The sequence below is a fragment of the Acerihabitans sp. TG2 genome (genome assembly GCF_035013185.1).
Lineage (GTDB): Bacteria > Pseudomonadota > Gammaproteobacteria > Enterobacterales > Enterobacteriaceae > Acerihabitans.
On sequence record NZ_JAYGJO010000010.1, the window covers coordinates 131,063 to 154,225 of the forward strand.

Consider the following 23,163-nt stretch of genomic DNA (forward strand, 5'->3'; position numbering starts at 1 on the left):
GTGGGGTTGGCGTGTTATCTCACCGGTTAGCATGCCGAGGTTTGAACATTTGGGGGGCTGGCGCCCCCCCTTCAATTTGACCTATTTACAGTGTCGTTATGCTTGATTACGTTTCGTCACACCTATTTAGCGCAGAACTTGTAATACATTTCGTTCCAACGCAATGCTTGTTTAAAGTCCGGAATGCGGGTCTCGTTGTCAATCACCAGCAGTTCGATATTATGCATCTCTGCGTACAAGCGCATATGATCAACATCCAACGCCTGACTGAATACGGTGTGATGCGCACCACCGGCGAGGATCCAGGCTTCGGCGGCCACTTCCAGAGAGGGTTGAGCTTTCCAGATAGCCCGGGCTACCGGCAGTTTGGGCAGAGGGTGTGGCTGCTCAACCGTATCCACCAGATTCACCACCATCCGGAAACGATCGCCCATATCGATGACCGAGGCGTTGAGTGCCGGGCCTGCCGGGGTAGAGAATAACAGACGTGCCGGATCAGCTTTGCCACCGATACCAAGGAACTGCACATCCAGCGTCGGTTTCGCTTCTTTGGCGATACTAGGGCAAACTTCTAGCATGTGTGAGCCCAGTGCCAGATTGTTGTCCGGCTGGAAGTTGTAGGTATAATCTTCCATAAACGAGGTGCCGCCTTTCAGGCCACTCGCCATCACCTTGAAAATCCGCAACAATGCGGCGGTTTTCCAATCGCCTTCGCCAGCAAAACCATAACCTTGCTGCATCAAGCGCTGAACCGCCAGGCCTGGCAACTGTTTCAAACCATAAAGATTTTCGAAATTTGACGTAAAGGCTTTACAACCAGTCTGTTCCAGGAACCGTTTTAGGCCCAATTCAATGCGCGCAGCGTCCAACAGATTTTCCCGTTTTTCACCGTGCTGTTTGATTTTGTCAGTCAGAATATAGGTGGCTTCATATTCTTCAATCAACGTGTCAATATCGCCTTTGGAAACCTCATTTACTACGCTGACCAGATCGCCCAGGCCATAAGCGGTGACAGAATAACCAAATTGGATTTGCGCCCCGACTTTATTGCCTTCGGTCACGGCCACTTCGCGCATATTGTCGCCGAAGCGCGCGACGATCAGTTGTTGGCTTTCTTGCTTAGCAGCGGCGGCGCGCATCCATTTGGCAATGGTGAGGTGAGCCTGTTTATCCTGCCAGTGACCGACCACGACTTGATGATCCAGATGCATGCGGGCACCAATAAACCCAAATTCCCTGCCGCCATGCGCGGTTTGGTTTAAGTTCATGAAGTCCATATCCATCGTGTCCCATGGGATCTGGGCATTAAACTGGGTATGGAACTGTAGCAGCGGCTTGTTGAGAATGCTGAGTCCACCGATCCACATTTTGGCCGGAGAAAACGTATGCAACCAGGTCAACAGGCCGATACAGTGGGTGGAATAGTTAGCTTCACGGCATAACGCAAGAATTTCGTCGGGGGACTTCACCAGGGGTTTAAGCACCAGCTTAACCGGTAATCCCGCTTCGTTATTTAGGCCTTCGACGACGGTCTGTGCATGTTCGGTGACCTGGCGCAGCGTTTCTGGGCCATAAAGATGCTGGCTACCGATAACAAACCACACTTCATGTTGTTTAAAATTTTCCATTAGAACTCCTATACATTCGTTAAGCGTATCGCACAGCGTGATTAATCAATGTGTTGCGGCATAGGCTGGTTCAGCCAAGGTGCCCCAGCTCTGATAGCGTTCATACAATTTTTGGAACGGAGCGACGCGTGCCGGATCCGGCTGCAGGGTGCGTTCAATCCTGCTGGCCATAAACTGTTGTGCCAGCGCGATATCCGCATACTGACCTGCGGCTACCGCCCCAAAAATTGCGGCACCCAGAGCACAGCACTGGTCAGAGGCTACAACCTGCAAAGGCCGGTTCATCACGTCGGCACATACCTGCATTATCACCGGCGATTTGCGTGCAATGCCCCCGAGCACCAGCACGTTTTCCACCGGGATGCCCTGTTCTTCAAAGCATTCCATAATGGCGCGCGCACCAAAGGCTGTGGCGGCGATTAATCCACCGAACAGTGCCGGCGCGTCGGTACCCAGGTTCAAACCGGTGATCACACCCTGCAACCGTTGGTTGGCATAAGGGGTACGGCGGCCGTTGAACCAATCAAGCACGACGGGTAAATGCGCTAATGAAGGCTCATCAACCCAGGCTTGCGCCAGCGCGGATAACATGTTGTCTTGGATCGCGTCCATGGTGGGTTTTAGTGATGGATTCTGTTCTACCGCCTGGCGCAGTGGCCAGCCGAGTAAACGACCAAACCAGGCATAAATATCACCAAACGCGGATTGCCCTGCCTCCAGGCCAATAAATCCCGGCACTACGCTACCGTCAACCTGACCACAGATGCCGGCGATGGAACGGTCTCCCACGCGTTTTTCATCAGCAATCAGAATATCGCAGGTGGAGGTACCGATAACTTTGACCAGAGTATAAGGCTGGGCTCCAGCACCCACTGCGCCGATGTGGCAGTCAAACGCACCCCCCGCAATGATTACCGATTCAGGTAGGCCCAGCTTGTGCGCCCATTCGGTGCTGATGCGGCCAACCGGGATATCAGCGGTATAGGTCTCGGTGAATAGGGGATACTGCAAGTGTTCCGTCAGCACGGGATCAAGCGCTTCAAGAAAGGCTTTTGGTGGTACGCCGTCCCAGTCGGGATGCCAAAGTGATTTGTGTCCGGCTGCGCAGCGGCCGCGCTTAATTCGTTCTGGTTGCTCGGTACCGGACAACATTGCCGGGATCCAGTCGCAAAGTTCAACCCAGGACACCGCCTGACTGCGGACTTGGGCATCCTGGCGAGTGATGTGCAAGATCTTGGCCCAAAACCATTCGGAAGAATACACGCCGCCAATATAACGGGTGTAATCAGGGAAATCGCCGCTATGACAAAGCTGATTAATCGCCTCGGCTTCCTCTATCGCCGTATGATCCTTCCAGAGGATAAACATGGCGTTCGGGTTGTCGGCAAACTCTGGACGCAGCGCCAGAACCCGGCCTTCGCTGTCGATGGGCGCCGGCGTTGAGCCGGTGGTATCCACGCCTATACCGACGATTTTCAGCCTTTGGGCCGGGGATAAGTCCTTTACTACCGCGCAAATGGCCTGTTCCATCGATTCCAAATAATCTGCGGGATGGTGGCGAAACTGATTATCCGCAGGGCGACAGTATTGGCCTTCACGCCAGCGTGGATACCAAACCACCTCTGTCGCCAGCTCCTTACCGCTGTGACAGCCTACTGCCAAGGCGCGTACCGAATCGCTGCCGAAATCAAGCCCAAGGCTGATGGCCTCTTCAGTCATGCTGTTCTCTCCTATATACCCGAATACTTATGATGAGAACAACCATAAGGAGGTTTGGCCAACGACGTGAGGAGTGGTTAGCTGGAAGTATGCACATTTCTGCCACGGGTGACAGAAATGTGATGGGTGTCATAAAGTTTTACGGAGGTGAAAATTGCTGTATCTATGCACAAACCTGCTGAAATCGAGAACTGTGATAACGCTCTACATTCTTGTAACCCTTTAACGTTAAAACTACATCCGTCTCATGGGCCCTGTGGGATGAACGGTGATATTTCTGCCGCTTAGCTGTACTGCGAGGCCAGATTTTTCCGACTGATAACGCTTACACGCTTCAGCATTTTGAAGCCAGGCTAAAAAAAATACCGGAGATTTACATGCATAAATTCACTAAGGCATTGGCAGCGATAGGTTTGGCTGCGGTTATGTCTCAATCGGCTATGGCGGAAAATTTAAAATTGGGTTTTCTGGTTAAGCAACCCGAAGAACCCTGGTTCCAGACCGAATGGCGTTTTGCCGACAAAGCGGGCAAGGATCTGGGCTTTGATGTGATTAAGATAGCGGTGCCGGATGGCGAAAAAACACTAACTGCTATCGATAGTTTGGCGGCAAACGGAGCCAAGGGTTTTGTTATCTGTACCCCCGATCCGAAATTGGGCTCGGCAATCGTGGCCAAAGCACGCAGCTATGACATGAAAGTGATCGCAGTGGATGACCAATTTGTTAACGCTGATGGCAAACCGATGGTCGACGTGCCGTTAGTGATGATGGCCGCAACCAAGATTGGTGAACGTCAGGGTCAGGAACTGTGGAAAGAGATGAATAAACGTGGCTGGAAAGTGGCCGACACCGCCGTAATGGCGATCACCGCTGATGAATTGGATACAGCCCGTCGCCGTACTACCGGGTCCATGGATGCGCTTAAAGCCGCTGGTTTCCCGGAAAAACAGATCTATAAGGTGCCCACTAAATCTAATGATATCCCTGGGGCATTTGATGCTGCCAACTCTTTGCTGGTGCAACATCCTGGTGTCAAAAACTGGCTGATCCTCGGTATGAATGACAATACCGTGTTGGGCGGTGTCCGTGCGACAGAAGGCCAAGGTTTCAAAGCACCTAATGTTATCGGCATCGGTATTAACGGTGTGGATGCGGTGAACGAATTGTCCAAGGATAAGGCTACCGGCTTCTACGGTTCGCTGTTGCCAAGCCCTGATGTGCATGGCTACAAAAGCATCCAGATGCTGGATAACTGGGTGAAAACTGGCGTTGAACCACCGAAATTCACCGAAGTTACCGATGTGGTGCTGATTACCCGTGATAACTTCAAAGTAGAATTAGCGAAAAAGGGCCTGGGCGGTAAGTAATCCCCCCGTTGTTCTCACCGGGACGGCCACATCGTCCCGGTCCATGACGATGTCATTCATCAAGAGGATGTGTACGTGTCAGCCAAAACCCCTGATGACTACCGTGGCGGGATTGCCTGCGCACTGTTCGTATCAGTTAACGCGAGGATGTGTTCATGACAACTCAGACACCTTATCTATCGTTTCGCGGTATCGGTAAAACTTTTCCCGGTGTCAAGGCACTGGATGATATCAGTTTCGATTGCTACCAGGGCCAGATCCACGCCCTGATGGGTGAGAATGGTGCCGGTAAATCAACCTTGCTGAAAATTCTCAGTGGGAATTATACCCCGACCCAAGGCGAGATATTAATTAAAGGACAACCGGTTCATTTTGCTTCAACCGCCGATGCACTGAATGCCGGCGTGGCCATCATTTACCAGGAGTTGCATCTGGTACCGGAAATGACGGTGGCGGAAAATATCTATCTCGGTCAGTTGCCCAATAAGTTCGGTGTGGTTAACCGCTCGATTTTACATTACGAAACCAAGTTACAACTTGATCATTTGGGCTTGGACATTGCGCCGGATACGCCCTTGAAATATCTCTCCATTGCCCAATGGCAAATGGTGGAAATTGCCAAAGCGTTAACCCGTAACGCAAAAATTATTGCTTTTGACGAGCCGACCAGTTCGTTGTCTGCTCGGGAAATTGAACAACTCTTCCGGGTGATTCGCGAACTGCGCGCCGAGGGAAGGGTGATTTTATATGTTTCGCATCGCATGGAAGAAATTTTTACCCTTGGCGATGCCATTACGGTGTTTAAGGATGGCAAGTATGTGCGCACCTTTGATGATATGACCGCAGTGGACAACGCCATGCTGGTGCAATCTATGGTGGGGCGCAATCTTGGTGATATCTACGGTTATACACCGCGGGATCACGGCGAAGTACGGCTTCAACTGAACAACATCAAGGCAATTGGCGTCAAAACGCCCATTACCTTATCGGTCCGTGCCGGTGAAATTGTCGGTTTGTTCGGGCTGGTGGGCGCGGGACGCAGTGAACTGATGAAAGGACTGTTCGGCGGTACCTTAATTACCGACGGGCAGTTGTTACTTGATGGGAAAACCCTGAATATCCATTCGCCCAGTGATGCTATTCGGGCCGGTTTGCTGCTTTGTCCCGAGGATCGCAAGGCCGACGGACTGATTCCCGTTCACTCGGTACGTGAAAATATCAATATCAGCGCCAGGCGTAAAACTGTCAAAGCTGGATTTCTGATTAACAATAAGTGGGAACAGGAAAATGCCGAAGAGCATATCCGATCGTTGAATATCAAAACGCCCTCTGCCGAGCAACTGATAATGAACCTCTCTGGGGGTAACCAGCAGAAGGCTATTCTCGGTCGCTGGCTCTCCGAGGAGATGAACGTCATCATGCTTGACGAACCAACGCGCGGTATAGATGTGGGCGCTAAGCATGAAATTTATCAAGTCATTTATGAGCTGGCTAAACGCGGTATTGCTGTGCTATTCGCCTCAAGTGATTTGCCTGAAGTGCTTGGCCTGGCGGATAGAATAGTGGTGATGCGCGAAGGCGCGATCTCCGGTGAACTTACCCATAACGATGCCACTGAGCAGAAAGCATTAAGCCTGGCTATGTTACATACCACTGAAACCAGCCCCGCGGACGCGGTTGCCTGATAGTGAAGGAGTTTATGATGTCAATAGAAACCACACCCGCTCCAAAAGCGAGTAACATATTCAGTGTTACCCGTATATGGGATAATTTCGGCATGCTGGTGGTTTTTGCCGTGTTATTTATTGCCTGCTTAATCTTTGTGCCAAATTTTGCCAGTTTTATTAATATGAAAGGCCTGGGCCTGGCCGTTTCCATGTCCGGGATTGTCGCTTGTGGTATGTTATTTTGCCTGGCTTCGGGTGATTTTGACCTGTCGGTAGCGTCAGTTATCGCCTGCGCCGGGGTGACCACCGCCGTGGTGATGAACATGACCGGAAGTATGTGGATTGGCGTGGCGGCGGGTTTGTTGCTGGGCGCAGTCTGTGGGTTGGTGAATGGTTTTGTTATTGCCAAGCTTAAGGTTAACGCCTTGATCACCACTCTGGCCACCATGCAAATCGTGCGTGGTCTGGCCTACATTATTTCCGACGGTAAAGCGGTCGGCATTCGCGATGACCGGTTTTTTGTACTCGGGTATGCCAACTGGCTGGGCATTCCGGCGCCAATTTGGATCATGGCTGTGTGCATGGTGATCTTTGGTTTCCTGCTCAATAAAACCACCTTCGGGCGTAATACCCTGTCCATCGGTGGTAATGAAGAAGCCGCCCGTCTGGCCGGCGTACCGGTGGTACGCACGAAAATCATTATATTTGTCCTGACTGGATTGGTCTCAGCCGTGGCGGGGATTATTCTGGCGTCGCGTATGACCAGTGGCCAGCCGATGACCTCGCTGGGGTATGAGCTCATCGTCATCTCGGCCTGCGTGCTGGGTGGCGTTTCCATGAAAGGCGGGATTGGCAAAATGTCATATGTGGTGGCCGGGGTACTGATTTTGGGTACCGTGGAAAATGCCATGAACCTGCTGAATATCTCGCCTTTCTCTCAGTATGTGGTGCGTGGCGTGATCCTGTTGGTTGCGGTTATTTTTGACCGCTATAAACAAAAAACCAAAACGACGGTGTAAATGTACCGGGCCAATCGGTGAGATCACCGGTCGGCCCACTCAGTTTCGCGAGCGTAGCAGGCTATTTTCCGTGCTATAGGGTATTCTCAACTAGATGACAACCGGTCCGGAGGTGAGATGTATCATCGAATGACTCACGAGACACAATCGAATCCATTGCTGCCCGGCTATATGTTCAACGCCTATCTTGTGGCCGGTCTTACGCCGATAATCGCCGGCGGACCGCTGGATTTTTTTATCGACCGTCCCGATGGCATGAAGGGTTTCATTCTCAATTTAACCATCAAGGGCCAGGGCAAAATATTTGAAGGCAATCGATCTTTTGTTTGTAACCCTGGTGATCTGTTACTGTTCCCGCCCAAGTCTGCGCATTATTATGGCCGCTCACCCGATAGTGATAGCTGGTATCACCGCTGGGTCTATTTCAGACCGCGGGCCTATTGGGCCGATTGGCTGGAATGGCACAGTAAAATCCATGATGTGGGGCGCTTGTCTCTGGGCAATGATAGTTTATTGACCGAATTCGACCGCCTGTTGGCCAATATTGAACAAACCCAGCGCTCGGGCCGTCGCTTCTCGGAAGAGTTGGGCATGAACCTGCTTGAGCGCATGTTGCTACGCGCCATGGAAGAAGATCCGCAAAGTCCAAGCAAAATTATGGACCCACGCATTATCGAAGCTTGCCAATTTATTACCGGCAATCTATCCGGTGAACTGCGCATTGACGAAGTGGCTCGCCATGTTTGCCTGTCTCCCTCACGACTGGCCCATTTATTCCGTGAGCAAGTTGGCATCAATATCCTGCGCTGGCGGGAAGATCAGCGGGTGATCCGCGCCAAGTTATTACTACAAACCACCCAGGAGTCCATCGCCTCTATCGGACGGGTGGTCGGTTATGATGATCAGCTCTACTTTTCTCGGGTCTTTCGTAAACGTGTGGGCGTCAGCCCCAGCGATTTTCGCCGGCGCAGCAGTGAAATCAATTATCCAGGGCGCAGCATTCAGGCCACCCATAATTGGCAATTACCACGCGAAAAAGTTTTTAGTGGTTAATATTTATTGCTATTGTAAGTCCGCTACGCGATTCCCCCGCGCCCGGCGAACGGGTAGATAACCGGGGGGTGGCATCATAGAGGAAGCCAAATGGCGAAAAATATCGGTATCGGACTTATTGGTTATGGTGTTTCCAGCAAAACGTTTCATGCACCACTGGTCGATGCAACCCCAGGTCTGACATTGTCGGCAGTGTGTTCCCGCGATGCCGCTAAGGTTCATGCCGACTGGCCGGCAGTGAAGGTCATGGCCGACCCTGGTGCGGTTATTCATGATCCAGCGGTCGATCTGGTGATTATTCCCACGCCCAACGACACCCATTTCCCACTGGCCAAACAGGCACTGTTGGCCGGCAAGCATGTAGTGGTGGATAAACCGTTCACTGTGACACTGTCACAGGCCTACGAGCTCAGGCAACTGGCGCAAAGTCATGATCGACTGCTATCCGTCTTTCACAACCGCCGCTGGGACAGTGATTTTTTGACGGTGAAGCAGCTGATACAAGACGGCATCCTGGGGGATGTGGTGTATCTGAGTTCTCAATACGATCGTTTCCGTCCGCAGGTTTTAGCGCGTTGGCGTGAACAACCGGGCGCTGGTAGCGGCATCTGGTTCGATTTAGCGCCGCATTTGCTTGATCAGATTGTGCAGTTGTTTGGTATGCCGGTGGCCATCACCGTAGATTTGGCACAGCTGCGACAGGGGGCCGTTACGGATGACTATTTCCACGCTATGCTGACCTACGCTCAGCGTCGGGTGGTGCTGCACGGCGGCATGCTGGCGGCAGCGCAAACGCCGCGCTTTACCGTCCATGGAACGCAGGGCAGTTATGTTAAATTCGGCCTGGATCCGCAGGAAAATAATCTGAAAAACGGCATAAGGCCACCGCGATCCGATTGGGGAATGGATACGCTTGACGGGGTGCTAACCTTGGTGGACGCTGAGGGTTCTATGACCGAGCAGCATGTCCGCACACAGCACGGCAATTATCCGGCTTATTACGCCGCTATCCGTGACGCGATCGCCGGTGAGGGCGCCAATCCGGTGAGCGCAGATTCGGCTATTCAGGTGATGGAATTGATTGAGTTGGGTATATTGTCGTCTCAACAAAAGAAAACATTGGCGGTAAAGAACAGATAATGCCAAGGTGATGGTTTTGGGGCGCAGGCCGCGCCCATGGACCTGAACGCGTTAAGGGTAGTGACATGTCTTGGTTACAACGTTTGCGAATAGATAAATTTTTGTTAGTGTTGGTCATGGTGGTGATTTTGGCTTCGCTGTTCCCCTGCCGGGGAATAATAAAAACCCTGTTTGAATATCTCACCACTGCAGCCATCGCGTTGCTGTTTTTTATGCACGGTGCCAAGTTGTCCCGCGAAGCGATCGTTGGTGGCATGGGGCATTGGCGCCTGCATGTCGTGGTCTTCCTGAGTACATTCGCATTATTCCCGTTGTTGGGCATTGCCATGAAGGTATTTGTTCCTTCGATGTTATCCTCGCCGCTTTATATGGGTTTTTTGTATCTCTGCGCGTTGCCCGCTACCGTCCAGTCTGCCATTGCCTTTACCTCGGTGGCAGGGGGGAACGTCGCCGCCGCTATTTGCAGCGCCTCAGCGTCCAGTATTCTGGGAGTGTTTTTTTCCCCGTTGCTGGTGGGAATATTAATGCGTACCCAGGAGGGTGGCTCGATGAATATCCTCCATGCCATTGGCTCGATTATTCTGCAATTGATGGTGCCGTTCATTCTTGGACATCTGGCTCGCCCCCTGATTGGCGCTTGGGTAGCCAAGCATAAAAAACTGGTGAATATTACTGACCGGTCATCGATTCTACTGGTGGTTTACACCGCCTTCAGCGCAGCAGTAGTAGGCGGAATTTGGCATCAAATCACCGGTTGGTCCCTCGTGTCGATCCTGGCCTTTTCGTTGGTACTGTTAGCGATAGTGCTGGTGATTAATACCTGGACTGCTCGCTGGTTGGGTTTTAATACCGCAGACGAAATTACTATTGTATTTTGCGGTTCCAAAAAAAGTCTGGCCAACGGCATTCCCATGGCCAATGTGCTCTTTCCCGCGGCGGCGGTGGGTACCATGGTATTGCCATTGATGATCTTTCATCAGGTGCAGTTGATGGTGTGCGCCATTCTGGCGGCCCGTTATGCCCGAAAACAGGTCCAGCATATCGAACCAGCGACTGCGCCAATCCCTAGCGCCACAACGAAAAAATAACGTGTTGCTGCCGCCACCATTGGCGGCACAGTTTGACATTAACATCGATTCTACTCAGTTATCTGCTTAAATAGCTTCAATTTTACACTCATCAGAAACGTTTCTTATCGGCATTGTTATTCCTCATTTAACTGCAAATATGAGAAGGCAACGTGTCTATGGGAAACGGAACGATTCACACATCGCGACACAGAATCCCCTCGTTGAAAACCGCATTATTCCTCTTTCTACACCAAGTGATATGAATCACAAAATGAATAATTACTCATCAAAATGATTCGTGGATACTTGTATGGTAGTAAATTCGATCATATCTTGACCTTACTTTCTTGTTTTAACCAATGCAACAACGTTATTCGTCAGGATGGGGGGGCATGTTGAAAACCTTAAGGGCATAAGTGTTTGACCCCACTTATTTGCCACTAGCCCGTCGGGCGATGGTACGTCGTGTAATGGGTAAAGGAGCCAATGATGAAAAGTGTTGTTATCAGAGAACCCGGAGTACTTACCATTGAATCGCGCCCTCTCCCTGAGCCTATGGCTGGGGAAGTCCGAATCAAAGTTCAGTATGCCAGTATTTGTGGCTCCGATGTGCATATCTGGCATGGGTATAACCCTTTTGCCCGTTATCCTCGGGTGATCGGACATGAATTTTTTGGGGTAATAGATATGCTCGGTGCAGGCATTGACAGCAAACGTTTGGGGGATAAGGTGTCAGTTGACCCGGTGGTCAGTTGTGGTCACTGTTATCCTTGTTCGGTGGGTAGACCTAACGTTTGTACTGAGCTGCAAGTCATCGGTGTGCATCGTGATGGGGGCTTTAGCGAATATGTCTGTGTCCCTGCGGTCAATGCTTACTCAATCCCTGAATCTATACCTGACAAACTGGCCAGTCTAGTTGAACCCTTCACTATTGCAGCGAATATCTGCGCATTTGTGAAACCGATGCATCAAGATGTAGCGCTGATATACGGTGCTGGCCCGATTGGGCTAACCGTTATACAAGTACTGAAAAAAGTCTATGGGGTATCACAGGTGATTGTGGCAGACCGTCTAACCGAACGCTTAGCCATAGCCCGTGACAATGGTGCCGATGTGATGCTGGATAACAGTGAGATTTTATTAGCAGATCAATTACGGGGTATCCGCCCAACCTTGATTATTGACGCAGCTTGTCACCCATCGATTTTAGCAGAAGCTATCGGGTTGGCCTCACCAGCCGCACGGATTGGCCTGCTGGGGTTTTCCGGGGAGCCTAGTATTATCACCCAGCAAAGTATTACCAGTAAAGAAATATCCCTTTTTACTTCGCGACTCAATAGCCATCGTTTCCCGACGGTAATTGATTGGTTGGACCGGGGGCTTATTGAACCGGAAAAACTTGTGACCCATTATCTGCCGCTCTCTCAGGTAGAAAAAGCCATGACTATATTTGAGAACGATCCTCGGGGCTGTTGCAAAGTCATTTTAAGCATTGGCCAATGACATCAGTAATAGCTGATGTCATTGCTGTATGACTCAATAGCGAAATAAACATAAATATCTTTGTTCCCTACTTTTAAAAATAATAAAACAAATATTAACGAGGTCCTTTAATGATAAATCATATGAAAGAAAGACCATTAACATCAAAAAATATGCTAGCCTATGGTGGTGGCGACTTCTTTGGCGGGGGCAGTTTTGCTGTACTTGGCCTGTGGATCATGTTTTTTTATACCACTTATGCGGGTTTAAGCCCTGTTGAAGCTGGTGCAGTTATTGCAACAGCCCGTTTATTAGATGCTTTTTTTGATCCGCTAATGGGCTACGTTACGGATAATTTTTATCGTACACCTATGGGGCAGCGCTTCGGGCGCCGTGGTTTTTTCTTCTTATTTGGTGCACCTTTAGTTTTTATTACCTATGTCGTCATGTGGGTAAGTGGAATGAGTTTTGGTTATTACCTGTCAACCTATATTCTCTTCTATGTGGCCTATACACTCGTCATTGTTCCTTATGAAACGCTTGCCGCTGAAATGACAACGGACTTTAAAATACGGTCAAAACTCACTGGCGTGCGTATGTACTTCTCCACCGGGGCAGGGATATTGGCTGCCTGGTTGCCAGGACGTATTATCGAATTACTGGGTAATGATTCGTCCTCGTCATTTTTATACATGGGGATCATTTTTGGCGCTTTGTTTGCGGTGGTTATCACCTGTCTTTATAAATTTACCTGGGAACGACCCATTGCGATTAATCCTGACATGCCTAAAATGTCGTTTAAGCGTGATATGGGGCAGTTATTCAAATCCCTGGTATCAACATTCCAGGTAAGGACGTTCCGCCAACACGTTGGTATGTACCTCGGTGCCTATGTTGCATTGGACGTTCTGGGTGCAGTACTAGCCTACTATATTATCTTTGTGTTGGGGCAAAACACCGTCAATGCTTCTAATGCACTGACACTGATGACAGTGGTTCAATTCCTGTGTGTTGCCTTGTTCATCACGTTATGTTTGAAGTTTGGTAATGGCCCGTCATACAAAATCGCACAAGTATTTATGCTATCCAGTGTGGCATTATTTGTCGCCATCTATTATCTTGATTTACCTCATGCTGGCGTTTTAATTTATGTCGCTGCTCTGTTGATGGGTATTGGTCGCTCAGGGACATATTATGTTTGTTGGAATATCTACAGTTTTATTCCAGATGTTGATGAAATGCTGACAGGGAAACGTAGAGAAGGCATTTTTGCAGGTGTAATGACGTTTGTGCGTAAAGCGGTTCAAGCCATTGCCTTATTTATTGTTGGGCTGGTCTTGCAATATTATGGCTTTGCGGCAAAAAGCGCGACTCAATCTGCTGATGCCATCCATGGTATTGTAATTATCTTTGCTGTCGGCTCAATTATATTCTTGATATTTGGTATTGTTAGTTCTCTAAAGTTCAGTCTAACCAGATACAATCATTCAATTCTTGTTGATGAAATTAATCGACTAAAATCAGGAGGCAGTAAAACAACCGTGACGGCGGAAACAAAAAAGGTCACAGAAAAACTGACTGGCTGGGATTATGAACATCTTTGGGGGAATAACCATATTTCCCGCAATTCATCTGATGCTGAAATAAGCGCAACGCTTAACCCTGAAAGCAAATAAGGCAAACAGTATGCAACGAATAAATTTTAATGAAATGAAAAATACCGTCAAAAAAGCATTCTTAAATGCAGGTTTACCTGACGCCAAAGCTGATATTTGTGCGCAAATTCATACTGAATCCAGTTGCGATGGCATTTACTCTCATGGGGTAAATCGCGTAGCTCGGTTTATTGATTACGTTAACAAGGGTTGGGTTGATATCAACGCTGAACCAAGTTTAGTCAAATCGCTGGGTGTCATCGAGATTTATGACGGTAATCGGGGGGTAGGGATCACTAATGCGCTGTTTGCTGTTGAACAAGCAACCGACATCGCTCATAAAAATGGTATGGGTATTGTTGCATTGCGTAATACTACGCACTGGATGCGTGGTGGTACCTACGGGTGGAAAATCGCAGAAAAAGGGTTAGCTGCCATTTGCTGGACCAATACCGAATCCTGTATGCCGGCCTGGGGTGCCAAAGATACGCGCCTGGGCAATAATCCTTTTGTGATGGCAGTTCCTCGTGAGAGTGGCCCGCTGGTTCTGGATATGGCGATGTCACAATATTCGTATGGCAAGCTTCAGGTTACTCGTTTGAAAGGCGAAAAATTGCCTTTCCCGGGCGGTTATGACAAAGACGGTATTCTGACGGATGAGCCAGGCCCGATTGAACAATCCATGCGTATCTTACCCACCGGTTATTGGAAAGGTTCTGGTATGGCGGTATTACTGGATGCAATGGCTGCATTACTTTCCGCCGGTTCTCCGACCAATGCCATTGATAAAATTGAAGAGGGTAGTTGTACCGGTGCCAGCCAAATATTCATGGTCTTCGATCCTGCTCAGTTGGGTGGCAGCGACTTCACTCACCAAATGGCCAATAGTGTGGCTGATTACATTAAAACCTCTGAACCGGCTGAAGGGCAAAGTGAGGTGAATTACCCCGGTGAGCGGTCAACAAAAAACCGCCATGAGAATTTGCATCAAGGTATTCCTGTTGATGACGGTGTTTGGGCGGAGGTCATTGCATTGGCTGAGGGGAAGACAAAATGATCGTTGGCAATATAAGGCAACTTGAAAAAAGCAGACTGGAGTTGCCCTCCACGATTTATCAGGTGTTGAATACCATTGCCGGGTGGAATTTCAGTCAGCACCCAGATGGTGAAAAAACTGAAAATAATGTGGTGTACAAAACCTTCCACGCAGATACCGCCCCTGCAGCGACAAGGACTGCAGAAACGCACGTTGAGAACATCGACGTTCAGTTTGTTATTTCGGGGCAAGAAAAGCTTGAGTATCAGCCCGTTAAGTCACATATCGCGGCTGACCCTCGCCCTGATCAGGATAATTATTTTTACCAGGGAAAAACCGGTGACGAGCAAACGCTATTGCTCAGTGAGGGCGACTTCGTGGTGCTCTTCCCTTGGGATATCCACACACCACTATGCCAAATAGACACCCCACAACAGGTGCGTAAGATTGTGGCTAAAGTACCACTCAGCCTGCTGGTACCGGGTTAAGCAAGGCAATGCGATAATTCACAGATTTACCCTAGGGGACGATAGTCCCCTGTTATCTGATTGGGTAGATCAACCGCCTTCCAGGCAAAAAGGATGAAACTCAAGCGGATCATGGTAGTTACTCCGTTTAATGAGAAGTACACATCGGTAGGGCCTGGCGTCCCTTAAATACTATCATGCCGTATCCATGCCATTGGCGTTATGGTCGGTCGTTCTTTTTTTTCTCTAACGCGCGTTTTTCCTCAGCGCTTAAAAATGCGACGGTCAGCCCATTGCGCTGCGCGGTGTCAATGTCGTCGGCGCTAAGTCCCGCCTGTGGCGCCGCCACCCGGTATTCATAGTCGATATCAATACCCTGAACCGCCGGATCGTCAGAATTAATCGTTGCCAGTATGCCGTGGTCAAGAAAGCGTTTTAACGGATGATCCACCAGGGAGGGGACAGTACTGGTCTGCACGTTGGATGTCAGGCAGCTTTCTATACCGATATGATGCTCGGCTAAAAAATCCATTAAACGGGGATCCTCTATGGCCTTGACACCATGGCCAATGCGTTCGGCGCCCAATTCATGAATCGCCTGCCAGATACTTTCCGGCCCGGCCGCTTCGCCGGCGTGAACGGTAATATGCAGTCCGGCGTCACGGGCACGGGTAAAGTGGGGTAAAAATAGGCTGCCGGGAAAACCCAGTTCATCACCGGCCAAATCCAGGGCAGTGATGTGATCTCGGCAGGCCAGTATCGCCTCCAGTTCCTGTTGGCAGGCATCCTCACCAAAAGTCCGGCTTAAAATGCCTATCAGCCGCGCTTGGGTAGCGAAGGCCTTCGTGCCGGCGTGCACGCCGTCAATCACCGCCTCGACCACCCCTTGCAGCGGCAAACCATGCTTAAGCGCCATATAATACGGTGAGAAGCGCAGCTCGACGTAATCCAATCCCACCAGAGCTGCATCCTGCACGTTTTCATAAGCAATCCTACGGCAGGCGTCGAGGGAACCTAACACGGCTACGCCCCAGTCCAGCTTTTGCAAAAAACTGACCAGATCCGGCTCGGTTTGGGTAACCTGAACATGGGCGCGTAACGCTGCCAGATTATCCGCCGGCAGGGCCACTGCAAACTGATGGCCCAGATCGAGGATGGTTTGTGCACGAATATTGCCGTCAAGATGGCGATGGATATCGGTCAGGGGTAATAAATGATCTGTCATGGCTTACGTCGCTGTTGATAAATTATATTTTGATTATAACGTACTCATGCCGGCGAGATCGAATACTGCAGGTTTGCTGTTAATGTCTACGGAGTGTGCAGGGGGCCTGAAACGGTGGGTGGGATTGTCTGGCGTGGAAAACACCCCGGTCAGCGCCGGGGTGGGTTAGCCTAATCATTAGGGTTGCGGCTGGGTCTGTGGCTGTGCCTGTTCACTGTCTGGTAAGCCAAACAGACCAAACAAACCGAGGAAGCTTTTCAGCGACATTTTTTGGCCGTTCAGGTTTACCTGATTATCAGCATATTGGAGGCTGCTTGTCAGGGTGTTGTCTTTAACGGTGGTCAGCTTGAACATCTGACCCATAGCCGCCAAACCCTGTATCTGCTGTTTGGCCAGTTTTTGTGCATCGTCGTCGCTGTAGCCTTGCAATTTGCCGACCTGGGTGGTTAGTTCGGTCGCCATATCCAGCGGAATGCTCAGTTTAGCATCCAGTTTGTTGACATACGGCAGCAATGGCAACATGCCTGCAGCTTCACTTGCTGGCGACTGGGACGGATCGTTAAGATTAAGCGTCAAATTGAAGACGCTTTCTCCCTTACTATTTTTCCAACTTAACGGGGCGATCATCAGGTACGGATTGCCTTTCAGCGCGATCGGCAGGTTTTGCAATAACGCATGGCTGATTTGCTGCTGCTGCAGCGCCGGGTCGACATTACCGGTTTGCTGCATAATCTGCTGCGCCTGAGCCTGATATTGCTGACTAAATTGGGCAATGGCCTTGGGATCGAGATTCGACAGTTTCAGCATCAGTTTTCCCGAACCAAAATCCTGTCCGCGCACATGCAAAGCATCCAGGCTGTAGGCGACTTGTGCGCTGAGCTTGCCATTGTCTTCGTTGGCGCTGGTGATCTGCGACAGATTATCGGTGCTCAGGATATCCTTACCGTCGATGCTATAGGTCAGCGTCTTAACCTTAAGGGTATTATCACCGATACTGTAATCCTGCTGGCCTTTATGGGTGGTACTGTCCAGACTGAGATTCTGCAAGGCAACTTGCTCATGCTGTTGCCACTGGTTTACGCCGCCAATCACCAGACTACCAATGTTGCCTTTCGCCGCCACTTTATTCAGCTCGTGATCAATCGACAGATTAACATTGCCGCCATTGGTGCTCAGCAGGCTGGTGGCGTTTTTAAAATCAAACGGCACTAGCGTGATGTCTGACACAGTGTCGCCATTGTATGACACCCGCGTCACAGCGGTTAACGGTGATTTGCCTTGGCTGGCTTCCATCAGAGGTTTTACCAGCGGCGTAGTGTCCAACTGGCTGTACACCGAGGCCATACTGGGGATGATCACCCCTTTTTTCAGTTGGCCCAGCGGGAAGGGGCCATGATCGATGATCTCATTGATAACAATTCGGTCTTCTGGTTTAAGGGGTTTGTTATCGCCGGTAGAACCATCAGACACCAACACCACGTTAACCCGGCTGGAAAACAGATGGCGCTGATAATCCTCGACCACCAGCTTGACGCCCATTTCAGGAAAGGCGGTTTTAATTCGCATATTGGCATCAGCAACCACTGACGGCAGTCGTTGCTCAAACTGCTTGCCGGTGTACCAAGCGCCGCCGGTCCATGCTGCACCCAGTATGACGATCACGCCGATCGCTACAAGAGACTTTTTCATAACCTGTTCATCCTTATTAGTGTTTCCTGTTCCAAATTGCCTGACCGCCATGGGTACAGGCCAAACAAAAGTGGTGCAACGTGAATTATCTATGGTACTCGCCATTAAGCATAGCAACTGGCGCAAGAACCGATACAAATGTCATCACAGATCGTTGTAAACACGCGCTAATCTGCCGCTACCGCTGACCTCGATCGGCGATTCATCCGCTGTAATAAAGGCTGACTCGCCCGGGTTGAGCGTTAACGTCTGCCCGTCTTTTAGCAGCAATGCCTGACCTTCCAGGCAAAATACGATCGCTGCGCTGTTTTGTGCAAGTTGCCGACCCTTTGGGGTAAGGTCATGAAGCGAAAAGGCAAAATCGTCCACCGGAATAGGGAAAAAAAGTGAACCGTCTTCACCACGAGGCGTGGTTAACAGCGTGTTTTCAGGTTTGGCGACGAATTGCACATTGTCCAGTAGTTCGGGTACATCTATATATTTTGGTGTCAGCCCGGCACGCAGTACATTATCCGAGTTTGCCATCACCTCCAGCGCCACACCGTGTAAATAGGCATGGGGTGTTTCGGCGTAAAGAAACATCGCTTGCCCGGGTTGCAGTGTAATGACATTAAGCAGCAGCGGGGAGAATAACCCACTGTCATCCGGATATTCGCCAGCCAGGGTTTTAATGGTGTTCCAGGGTTCGCCGTGCTGATGTTTCAGCGTGGTTTTGAGAACATCGATGGCCAGTGATTTTTCATCACCGTCCATGGACAGTAAATCGGCGAACAACGTGGCAAGATGCTGTTGGTCAGGATGTTGTAAAAAGGCGGCAATCGTTGGATGGGCGCCGGCTACCGGTTGCAATAACGAGACAATAGCGCTGTTTTCACGAAATCCGTTCATCGCCTGGAACGGGGTAAGGGCAAAAACCAGTTCGGGTTTATGGTTAGGATCTTTGTAATTGCGATTAGCCGCATCCAGAGCCACCCCGCGGCTATTCTCCAGAGCAAACCCCCGTTCGGCAGCGGTTTTGCTGGGGTGTACCTGAATGGATAATGGCGCGTTCGCGCACAATACCTTGAATAAAAAAGGTAATTCGCCAAAACGACTGGCCACTGCCTCGCCCAGAGCCGCTTGTGGCTGTCGCGCAATATCGTCTCGTAAGGAAACGGTATCACCCAGAGCGTCATGAATGAACGAGCTGCTCTTCGGATGCGCGCCCATCCAGAGTTCCGCCATAGGCTGACCGCCGGGATTGGGGATGTCATACAGCCGCGTCAGCGCGTCGAGACTGCCCCAGGCGTAGTGCTGAACCGAGTTAATCATCTTTTTCATGGTGTTACTGTCCCTGCTAAGGTCGATTCATTATGTAATAACGCGAGTCGGTCGCATTAATGGTAAGCTTTTCTTTGCCACTATACTATCAAGGCCGATATATCATCGTCATACTATCAATGTCCGGTGAATCCTTGAACTTCATCCGGGCAGGAGATTGATCTTTAGGAAGAATACCAGGAGGAAGTCATGTCAGCCACACGCATTGAAAAAGATTCCATGGGTCCCATTGACGTCCCGGCCCAGCGACTATGGGGAGCACAAACCCAACGCTCTCTTGAACATTTCCGCATTTCCAGCGAGAAAATGCCTCCGGCGCTGATCAACGCTCTGGCGCAAACCAAGCGCGCGGCGGCTCAGGTCAATCGAGATTTAGGCTTACTCCCGGCCGAACGTGCCGAGGCGATTATCAAGGCAGCGGATGAAGTCCTGTCCGGTGGGCATCCGGATGAATTCCCTTTAGCCATTTGGCAAACGGGCTCCGGTACGCAAAGCAATATGAATATGAATGAAGTGTTGGCCAACCGCGCCAGCGAGCTACTGGGTGGGGAGCGTGGCGAAGGCCGGTTGGTACACCCCAATGACGATGTCAATAAAAGCCAAAGTTCCAATGATGTATTTCCCACCGCGATGCACGTTGCTGCAGTCGTGGCGCTGCGTGAACATTTATTGCCGCGCTTGACGTCCCTGCGCGATCAACTGGCGGCAAAAGCCAGTGCTTTCAGCCAGATCGTAAAAATCGGTCGTACCCATTTGCAGGATGCCACGCCGCTAACCCTGGGCCAGGAAATTTCCGGCTGGGTCGCCATGCTCGATCATAGTCTGCGGCATATCGAACAGAGTGTGCCCCATTTATGCGAACTCGCCTTAGGCGGTACTGCCGTTGGCACTGGGCTCAATACCCATCCGGAATATGCGGTTCGGGTGGCAAAAGTGCTGTCAGAACTGACCAACCTGCCTTTTGTGACTGCACCGAACAAGTTTGAAGCGCTGGCCACCTGTGATGCGCTGGTGCATGGGCACGGGGCACTTAAAGGGTTGGCAGCGTCACTGATGAAAATCGCCAACGATGTGCGGTGGCTGGCCTCGGGCCCGCGCTGTGGCATTGGCGAAATCAGCATTCCTGAAAATGAACCGGGTAGTTCAATCATGCCGGGCAAGGTCAATCCCACCCAGTGTGAAGCCATGACCATGCTCTGTTGCCAGGTGTTGGGCAACGACGTGGCCATTAATATTGGTGGTGCGTCAGGTAATTTTGAATTGAATATTTATCGTCCGATGATTATTCATAATTTTCTGCAATCCGTGCGTTTATTAGCCGATGGTATGGAAAGTTTTAACCACCATTGCGCGGTGGGTATCGAACCCAATCGCGATCGGATTAATCAACTGCTAAACGAGTCGTTGATGCTGGTGACCGCACTCAATACGCACATTGGTTATGATAAATCGGCAGAAATTGCCAAAAAGGCACATAAAGAAGGGTTAACCCTAAAGGCCGCCGCGCTGAAACTGGGCTATCTGACCGAGGCACAATTTGATGCGTGGGTACGCCCGGAGGATATGGTTGGGTCGCTGAAAAGCTAATGTTGGTTTAAGCACAACCTTTGGTGGGGCAAATACGTGGCGCGCGATTGGCCGCGCCATAACGCGGGCGTGCTGGTTGCTAGCCATCTCCTGTAAAAATAGATTTTCCAGTCTCGAACAAAAGGATAAGCCTCCAGATACAAATCTAGAGTGACTTGGTTGTGCTGCGTAATGCGCTCAATACGTCATAAAAAGACTTGTTAACAGGTCTTTTAAATGACACTATAAAAACCTGTTAAGCAGTCATTACATACAGGTGCCATATGCCAAACATTATTCTGAGTGATACAAGCGCCAGTGTCAGCGAACTGAAAAAAAATCCGATGGCGACAGTCAGTGCTGGAGATGGCTTTCCGGTCGCCATTCTCAACCGCAATCAACCCGCTTTTTACTGCGTTCCGGCAGAGCTTTATGCGCGGATGCTCGATGCTCTGGATGATCTCGAACTGGTGAAGCTGGTAGCCGAACGCAGCAACCAACCCCTGCTTGATGTGGATCTGGATAGCTACCTATGAGTTATATGGTCAAATTCAGGGAAGATGCGCTGAAAGAGTGGCAAAAACTGGATAAGACCATTCAGCAGCAATTTGCTAAAAAACTGAAAAAATGCTGTGAAAATCCACATATTGCCCACGCAAAGCTGAAGGGAATAAAGGATTGCTACAAAATAAAACTTCGTGCGTCTGGTTTTCGCCTGGTGTATCAGGTCATAGACGATAAATTAATTATCGCTGTAGTTGCCGTTGGTAAACGTGAACGTAGTGATGTTTATCATCTGGCAAGCGAGAGAATGAGATAAATAACATGGCTAAAATTGGCTCATTCCCTTCTGCCCTATAATTCTAGGTAGCGATAGAGTTCGACCCGATGTTCCCAGCGGGTTTGCTCGCTTATGCTCGACGGGTTCCGCGATCATCGAAAAGTACCAAAAACACGCTTAACGTACAATCATTTCCGATCTCCAAACTGCCCCCTATGTTGCCACGTAGAGATGTAGGCGTTCAATCACCAGATGTGCCGGCAGAGCCGGTGGTTTATATTTATGGCGAATGGATGCCTGATCGTAGCTCAGTAATTCCCCCAACTGCGGTATCTGTGGCGGCAACGTCTCATCCGGCGAGACACGGCACAATACCACCAGCGGGGAAGGGCAGGCCAACTGCACCTGCTGTTGTCGATCCTGATACCAGACCCGGGCAATTGGCTGAACTTTAACCGGCCGTTTAATCTTTAATTTGACGGTGGGGGGCAGTTTACTAATAGTGTCAATTTCCTCCCGCACTTTTTCTGCCCACTGCTGTTTATCATAGTGGGGGACTGCCCGGCCGGCCGCAAGACTTTTTTGCAACATCTCCAGAACCTGTTGTCGAGTCAAATTTTTAATAATGTGTTTGTTGGCCCAGCCAAAACGCAGGCTCCAGGGATCGGTGATCACCGAAAGCGAGCGGTATGCGCTGAGGGTTTTTAATCCACGTAAATGGTGATGTACGAATGCAAAGCGTTGTTCAGGTGGTAACTGAGATTCCACCGTGATCATATGCGACAGCGCGGTTTTCATCCGATTAATGTGTTCAATCAGCGTCAATGCCGCTTGGTACTGCTTATCATCGACGGCAAAACACAATGCGCCGGGTAATCGGATAGCCGCCTTGGCACTGGTGTTCTGTTTTTGATGGTAGATAAACATCCGTTGAAAATGGGCAAGTCCCAGGGCTAATGCTTGCGTACCCACATGCTGAGTGACAGGTATCACATCAAGCGCCGCCTGTTCCTGCCCTTTTTCTATTTCCGGCAGTTCAAACACTCGGCCGACCAGCAATCTAAAGTCGCCCAACAGACTTTGCAGCTCGCTTAAGCCTGACTGCAGCTGGGTAAAATGTTCATTTAAACGCGCGATAAGATCTAATGCAGGCATTTGTATTTATCCGTAGCTAACCGTTCTTTAGTTACAACATACATTAAAGTATAAATCAAGCCCCGCCAGTAGACTACGGTTATTAATGTGCTGAACAGCAGCAGCATAAGCAAGGTGAAAGGGC

Annotated in this window: 19 protein-coding genes; 13 read left to right on the forward strand and 6 right to left on the reverse strand. The window is 50.1% G+C overall.

Annotated elements, in window-relative coordinates:
- Positions 1–122: 122 nt before the first annotated feature.
- Both araA and SJI19_RS11365 read right to left on the reverse strand, forming a co-directional pair.
- Complete coding sequence (araA, locus tag SJI19_RS11360; protein ID WP_323478366.1) at positions 123–1,628, reverse strand: L-arabinose isomerase; 1,506 nt, start codon at positions 1,626–1,628, stop codon at positions 123–125.
- Between the two features lie 45 nt (positions 1,629–1,673).
- The gene (locus SJI19_RS11365; protein WP_323478367.1) at positions 1,674–3,347 is read right to left on the reverse strand and encodes a ribulokinase; all 1,674 of its coding nucleotides are present in this window, start codon (positions 3,345–3,347) and stop codon (positions 1,674–1,676) included.
- 377 nt (positions 3,348–3,724) lie between these two features.
- On the opposite strand from SJI19_RS11365, the gene SJI19_RS11370 reads away from it, so the two are divergent.
- From SJI19_RS11370 to SJI19_RS11415, 10 genes are all read left to right on the forward strand, one after another.
- Complete coding sequence (locus SJI19_RS11370) at positions 3,725–4,714, forward strand: arabinose ABC transporter substrate-binding protein (protein WP_323478368.1); 990 nt, start codon at positions 3,725–3,727, stop codon at positions 4,712–4,714.
- Positions 4,715–4,869: 155 nt separating this feature from the next.
- Positions 4,870–6,399: an L-arabinose ABC transporter ATP-binding protein AraG gene (gene araG / locus SJI19_RS11375; protein WP_323478369.1), complete on the forward strand. Its 1,530-nt coding sequence runs from the start codon at positions 4,870–4,872 to the stop codon at positions 6,397–6,399.
- Between the two features lie 17 nt (positions 6,400–6,416).
- Positions 6,417–7,400: an L-arabinose ABC transporter permease AraH gene (gene araH, locus SJI19_RS11380; protein WP_416347535.1), complete on the forward strand. Its 984-nt coding sequence runs from the start codon at positions 6,417–6,419 to the stop codon at positions 7,398–7,400.
- A gap of 117 nt (positions 7,401–7,517) precedes the next feature.
- A complete protein-coding gene (gene araC, locus SJI19_RS11385) occupies positions 7,518–8,453 on the forward strand; it encodes an arabinose operon transcriptional regulator AraC (RefSeq protein WP_323478371.1) in 936 nt (311 codons plus the stop codon).
- 90 nt (positions 8,454–8,543) lie between these two features.
- Positions 8,544–9,593, forward strand: coding sequence for an oxidoreductase (locus SJI19_RS11390; protein ID WP_323478372.1), 1,050 nt, complete (start codon positions 8,544–8,546; stop codon positions 9,591–9,593).
- Between the two features lie 65 nt (positions 9,594–9,658).
- Positions 9,659–10,681 carry a bile acid:sodium symporter family protein gene (locus tag SJI19_RS11395; protein ID WP_323478373.1) on the forward strand — a complete coding sequence of 341 codons (1,023 nt, stop codon included), beginning with the start codon at positions 9,659–9,661 and terminating at the stop codon, positions 10,679–10,681.
- Positions 10,682–11,152: 471 nt separating this feature from the next.
- Positions 11,153–12,166 (forward strand): Zn-dependent oxidoreductase, encoded by a 1,014-nt coding sequence (locus SJI19_RS11400; RefSeq protein WP_323478398.1) that lies wholly within the window; start codon positions 11,153–11,155, stop codon positions 12,164–12,166.
- 122 nt (positions 12,167–12,288) lie between these two features.
- Positions 12,289–13,821: an MFS transporter gene (locus SJI19_RS11405; protein WP_323478374.1), complete on the forward strand. Its 1,533-nt coding sequence runs from the start codon at positions 12,289–12,291 to the stop codon at positions 13,819–13,821.
- Between the two features lie 10 nt (positions 13,822–13,831).
- Complete coding sequence (gene yiaK, locus SJI19_RS11410; protein WP_323478375.1) at positions 13,832–14,857, forward strand: 3-dehydro-L-gulonate 2-dehydrogenase; 1,026 nt, start codon at positions 13,832–13,834, stop codon at positions 14,855–14,857.
- On the forward strand, positions 14,854–15,324 hold the full coding sequence (locus SJI19_RS11415; RefSeq protein ID WP_323478376.1) for a YhcH/YjgK/YiaL family protein: 471 nt from the start codon (positions 14,854–14,856) through the stop codon (positions 15,322–15,324). Before yiaK ends, SJI19_RS11415 begins: the two co-directional genes overlap by 4 nt.
- A gap of 199 nt (positions 15,325–15,523) precedes the next feature.
- On the opposite strand, the gene add is transcribed toward SJI19_RS11415, so the two are convergent.
- The 3 genes from add to manA all read right to left on the reverse strand — a co-directional run bounded on the left by add (position 15,524) and on the right by manA (position 19,537).
- The gene (gene add, locus SJI19_RS11420) at positions 15,524–16,528 is read right to left on the reverse strand and encodes an adenosine deaminase (RefSeq protein WP_323478377.1); all 1,005 of its coding nucleotides are present in this window, start codon (positions 16,526–16,528) and stop codon (positions 15,524–15,526) included.
- A gap of 177 nt (positions 16,529–16,705) precedes the next feature.
- Positions 16,706–18,217 (reverse strand): YdgA family protein, encoded by a 1,512-nt coding sequence (locus tag SJI19_RS11425; protein ID WP_323478378.1) that lies wholly within the window; start codon positions 18,215–18,217, stop codon positions 16,706–16,708.
- 144 nt (positions 18,218–18,361) lie between these two features.
- Positions 18,362–19,537 carry a mannose-6-phosphate isomerase gene (gene manA, locus SJI19_RS11430; protein WP_323478379.1) on the reverse strand — a complete coding sequence of 392 codons (1,176 nt, stop codon included), beginning with the start codon at positions 19,535–19,537 and terminating at the stop codon, positions 18,362–18,364.
- A gap of 189 nt (positions 19,538–19,726) precedes the next feature.
- Here manA and fumC point away from each other — a divergent pair, with 189 nt between their 5' ends.
- The 3 genes from fumC (at position 19,727) to SJI19_RS11445 (ending at position 21,923) form a co-directional block, all read left to right on the forward strand.
- Positions 19,727–21,124 (forward strand): class II fumarate hydratase, encoded by a 1,398-nt coding sequence (gene fumC, locus SJI19_RS11435; RefSeq protein WP_323478380.1) that lies wholly within the window; start codon positions 19,727–19,729, stop codon positions 21,122–21,124.
- 263 nt (positions 21,125–21,387) lie between these two features.
- Entirely contained in the window at positions 21,388–21,639 is a 252-nt protein-coding gene (locus tag SJI19_RS11440; RefSeq protein ID WP_323478381.1) for a type II toxin-antitoxin system Phd/YefM family antitoxin, read from the forward strand.
- Entirely contained in the window at positions 21,636–21,923 is a 288-nt protein-coding gene (locus tag SJI19_RS11445; RefSeq protein ID WP_323478382.1) for a type II toxin-antitoxin system RelE/ParE family toxin, read from the forward strand. The genes SJI19_RS11440 and SJI19_RS11445 overlap by 4 nt, the downstream gene beginning before the upstream one ends.
- Before the next feature lie 174 nt (positions 21,924–22,097).
- Here the strand turns inward: SJI19_RS11445 and tus are convergent, their stop codons facing one another.
- Positions 22,098–23,039: a DNA replication terminus site-binding protein gene (gene tus, locus SJI19_RS11450; RefSeq protein WP_323478383.1), complete on the reverse strand. Its 942-nt coding sequence runs from the start codon at positions 23,037–23,039 to the stop codon at positions 22,098–22,100.
- Between the last annotated feature and the right edge of the window lie 124 nt (positions 23,040–23,163).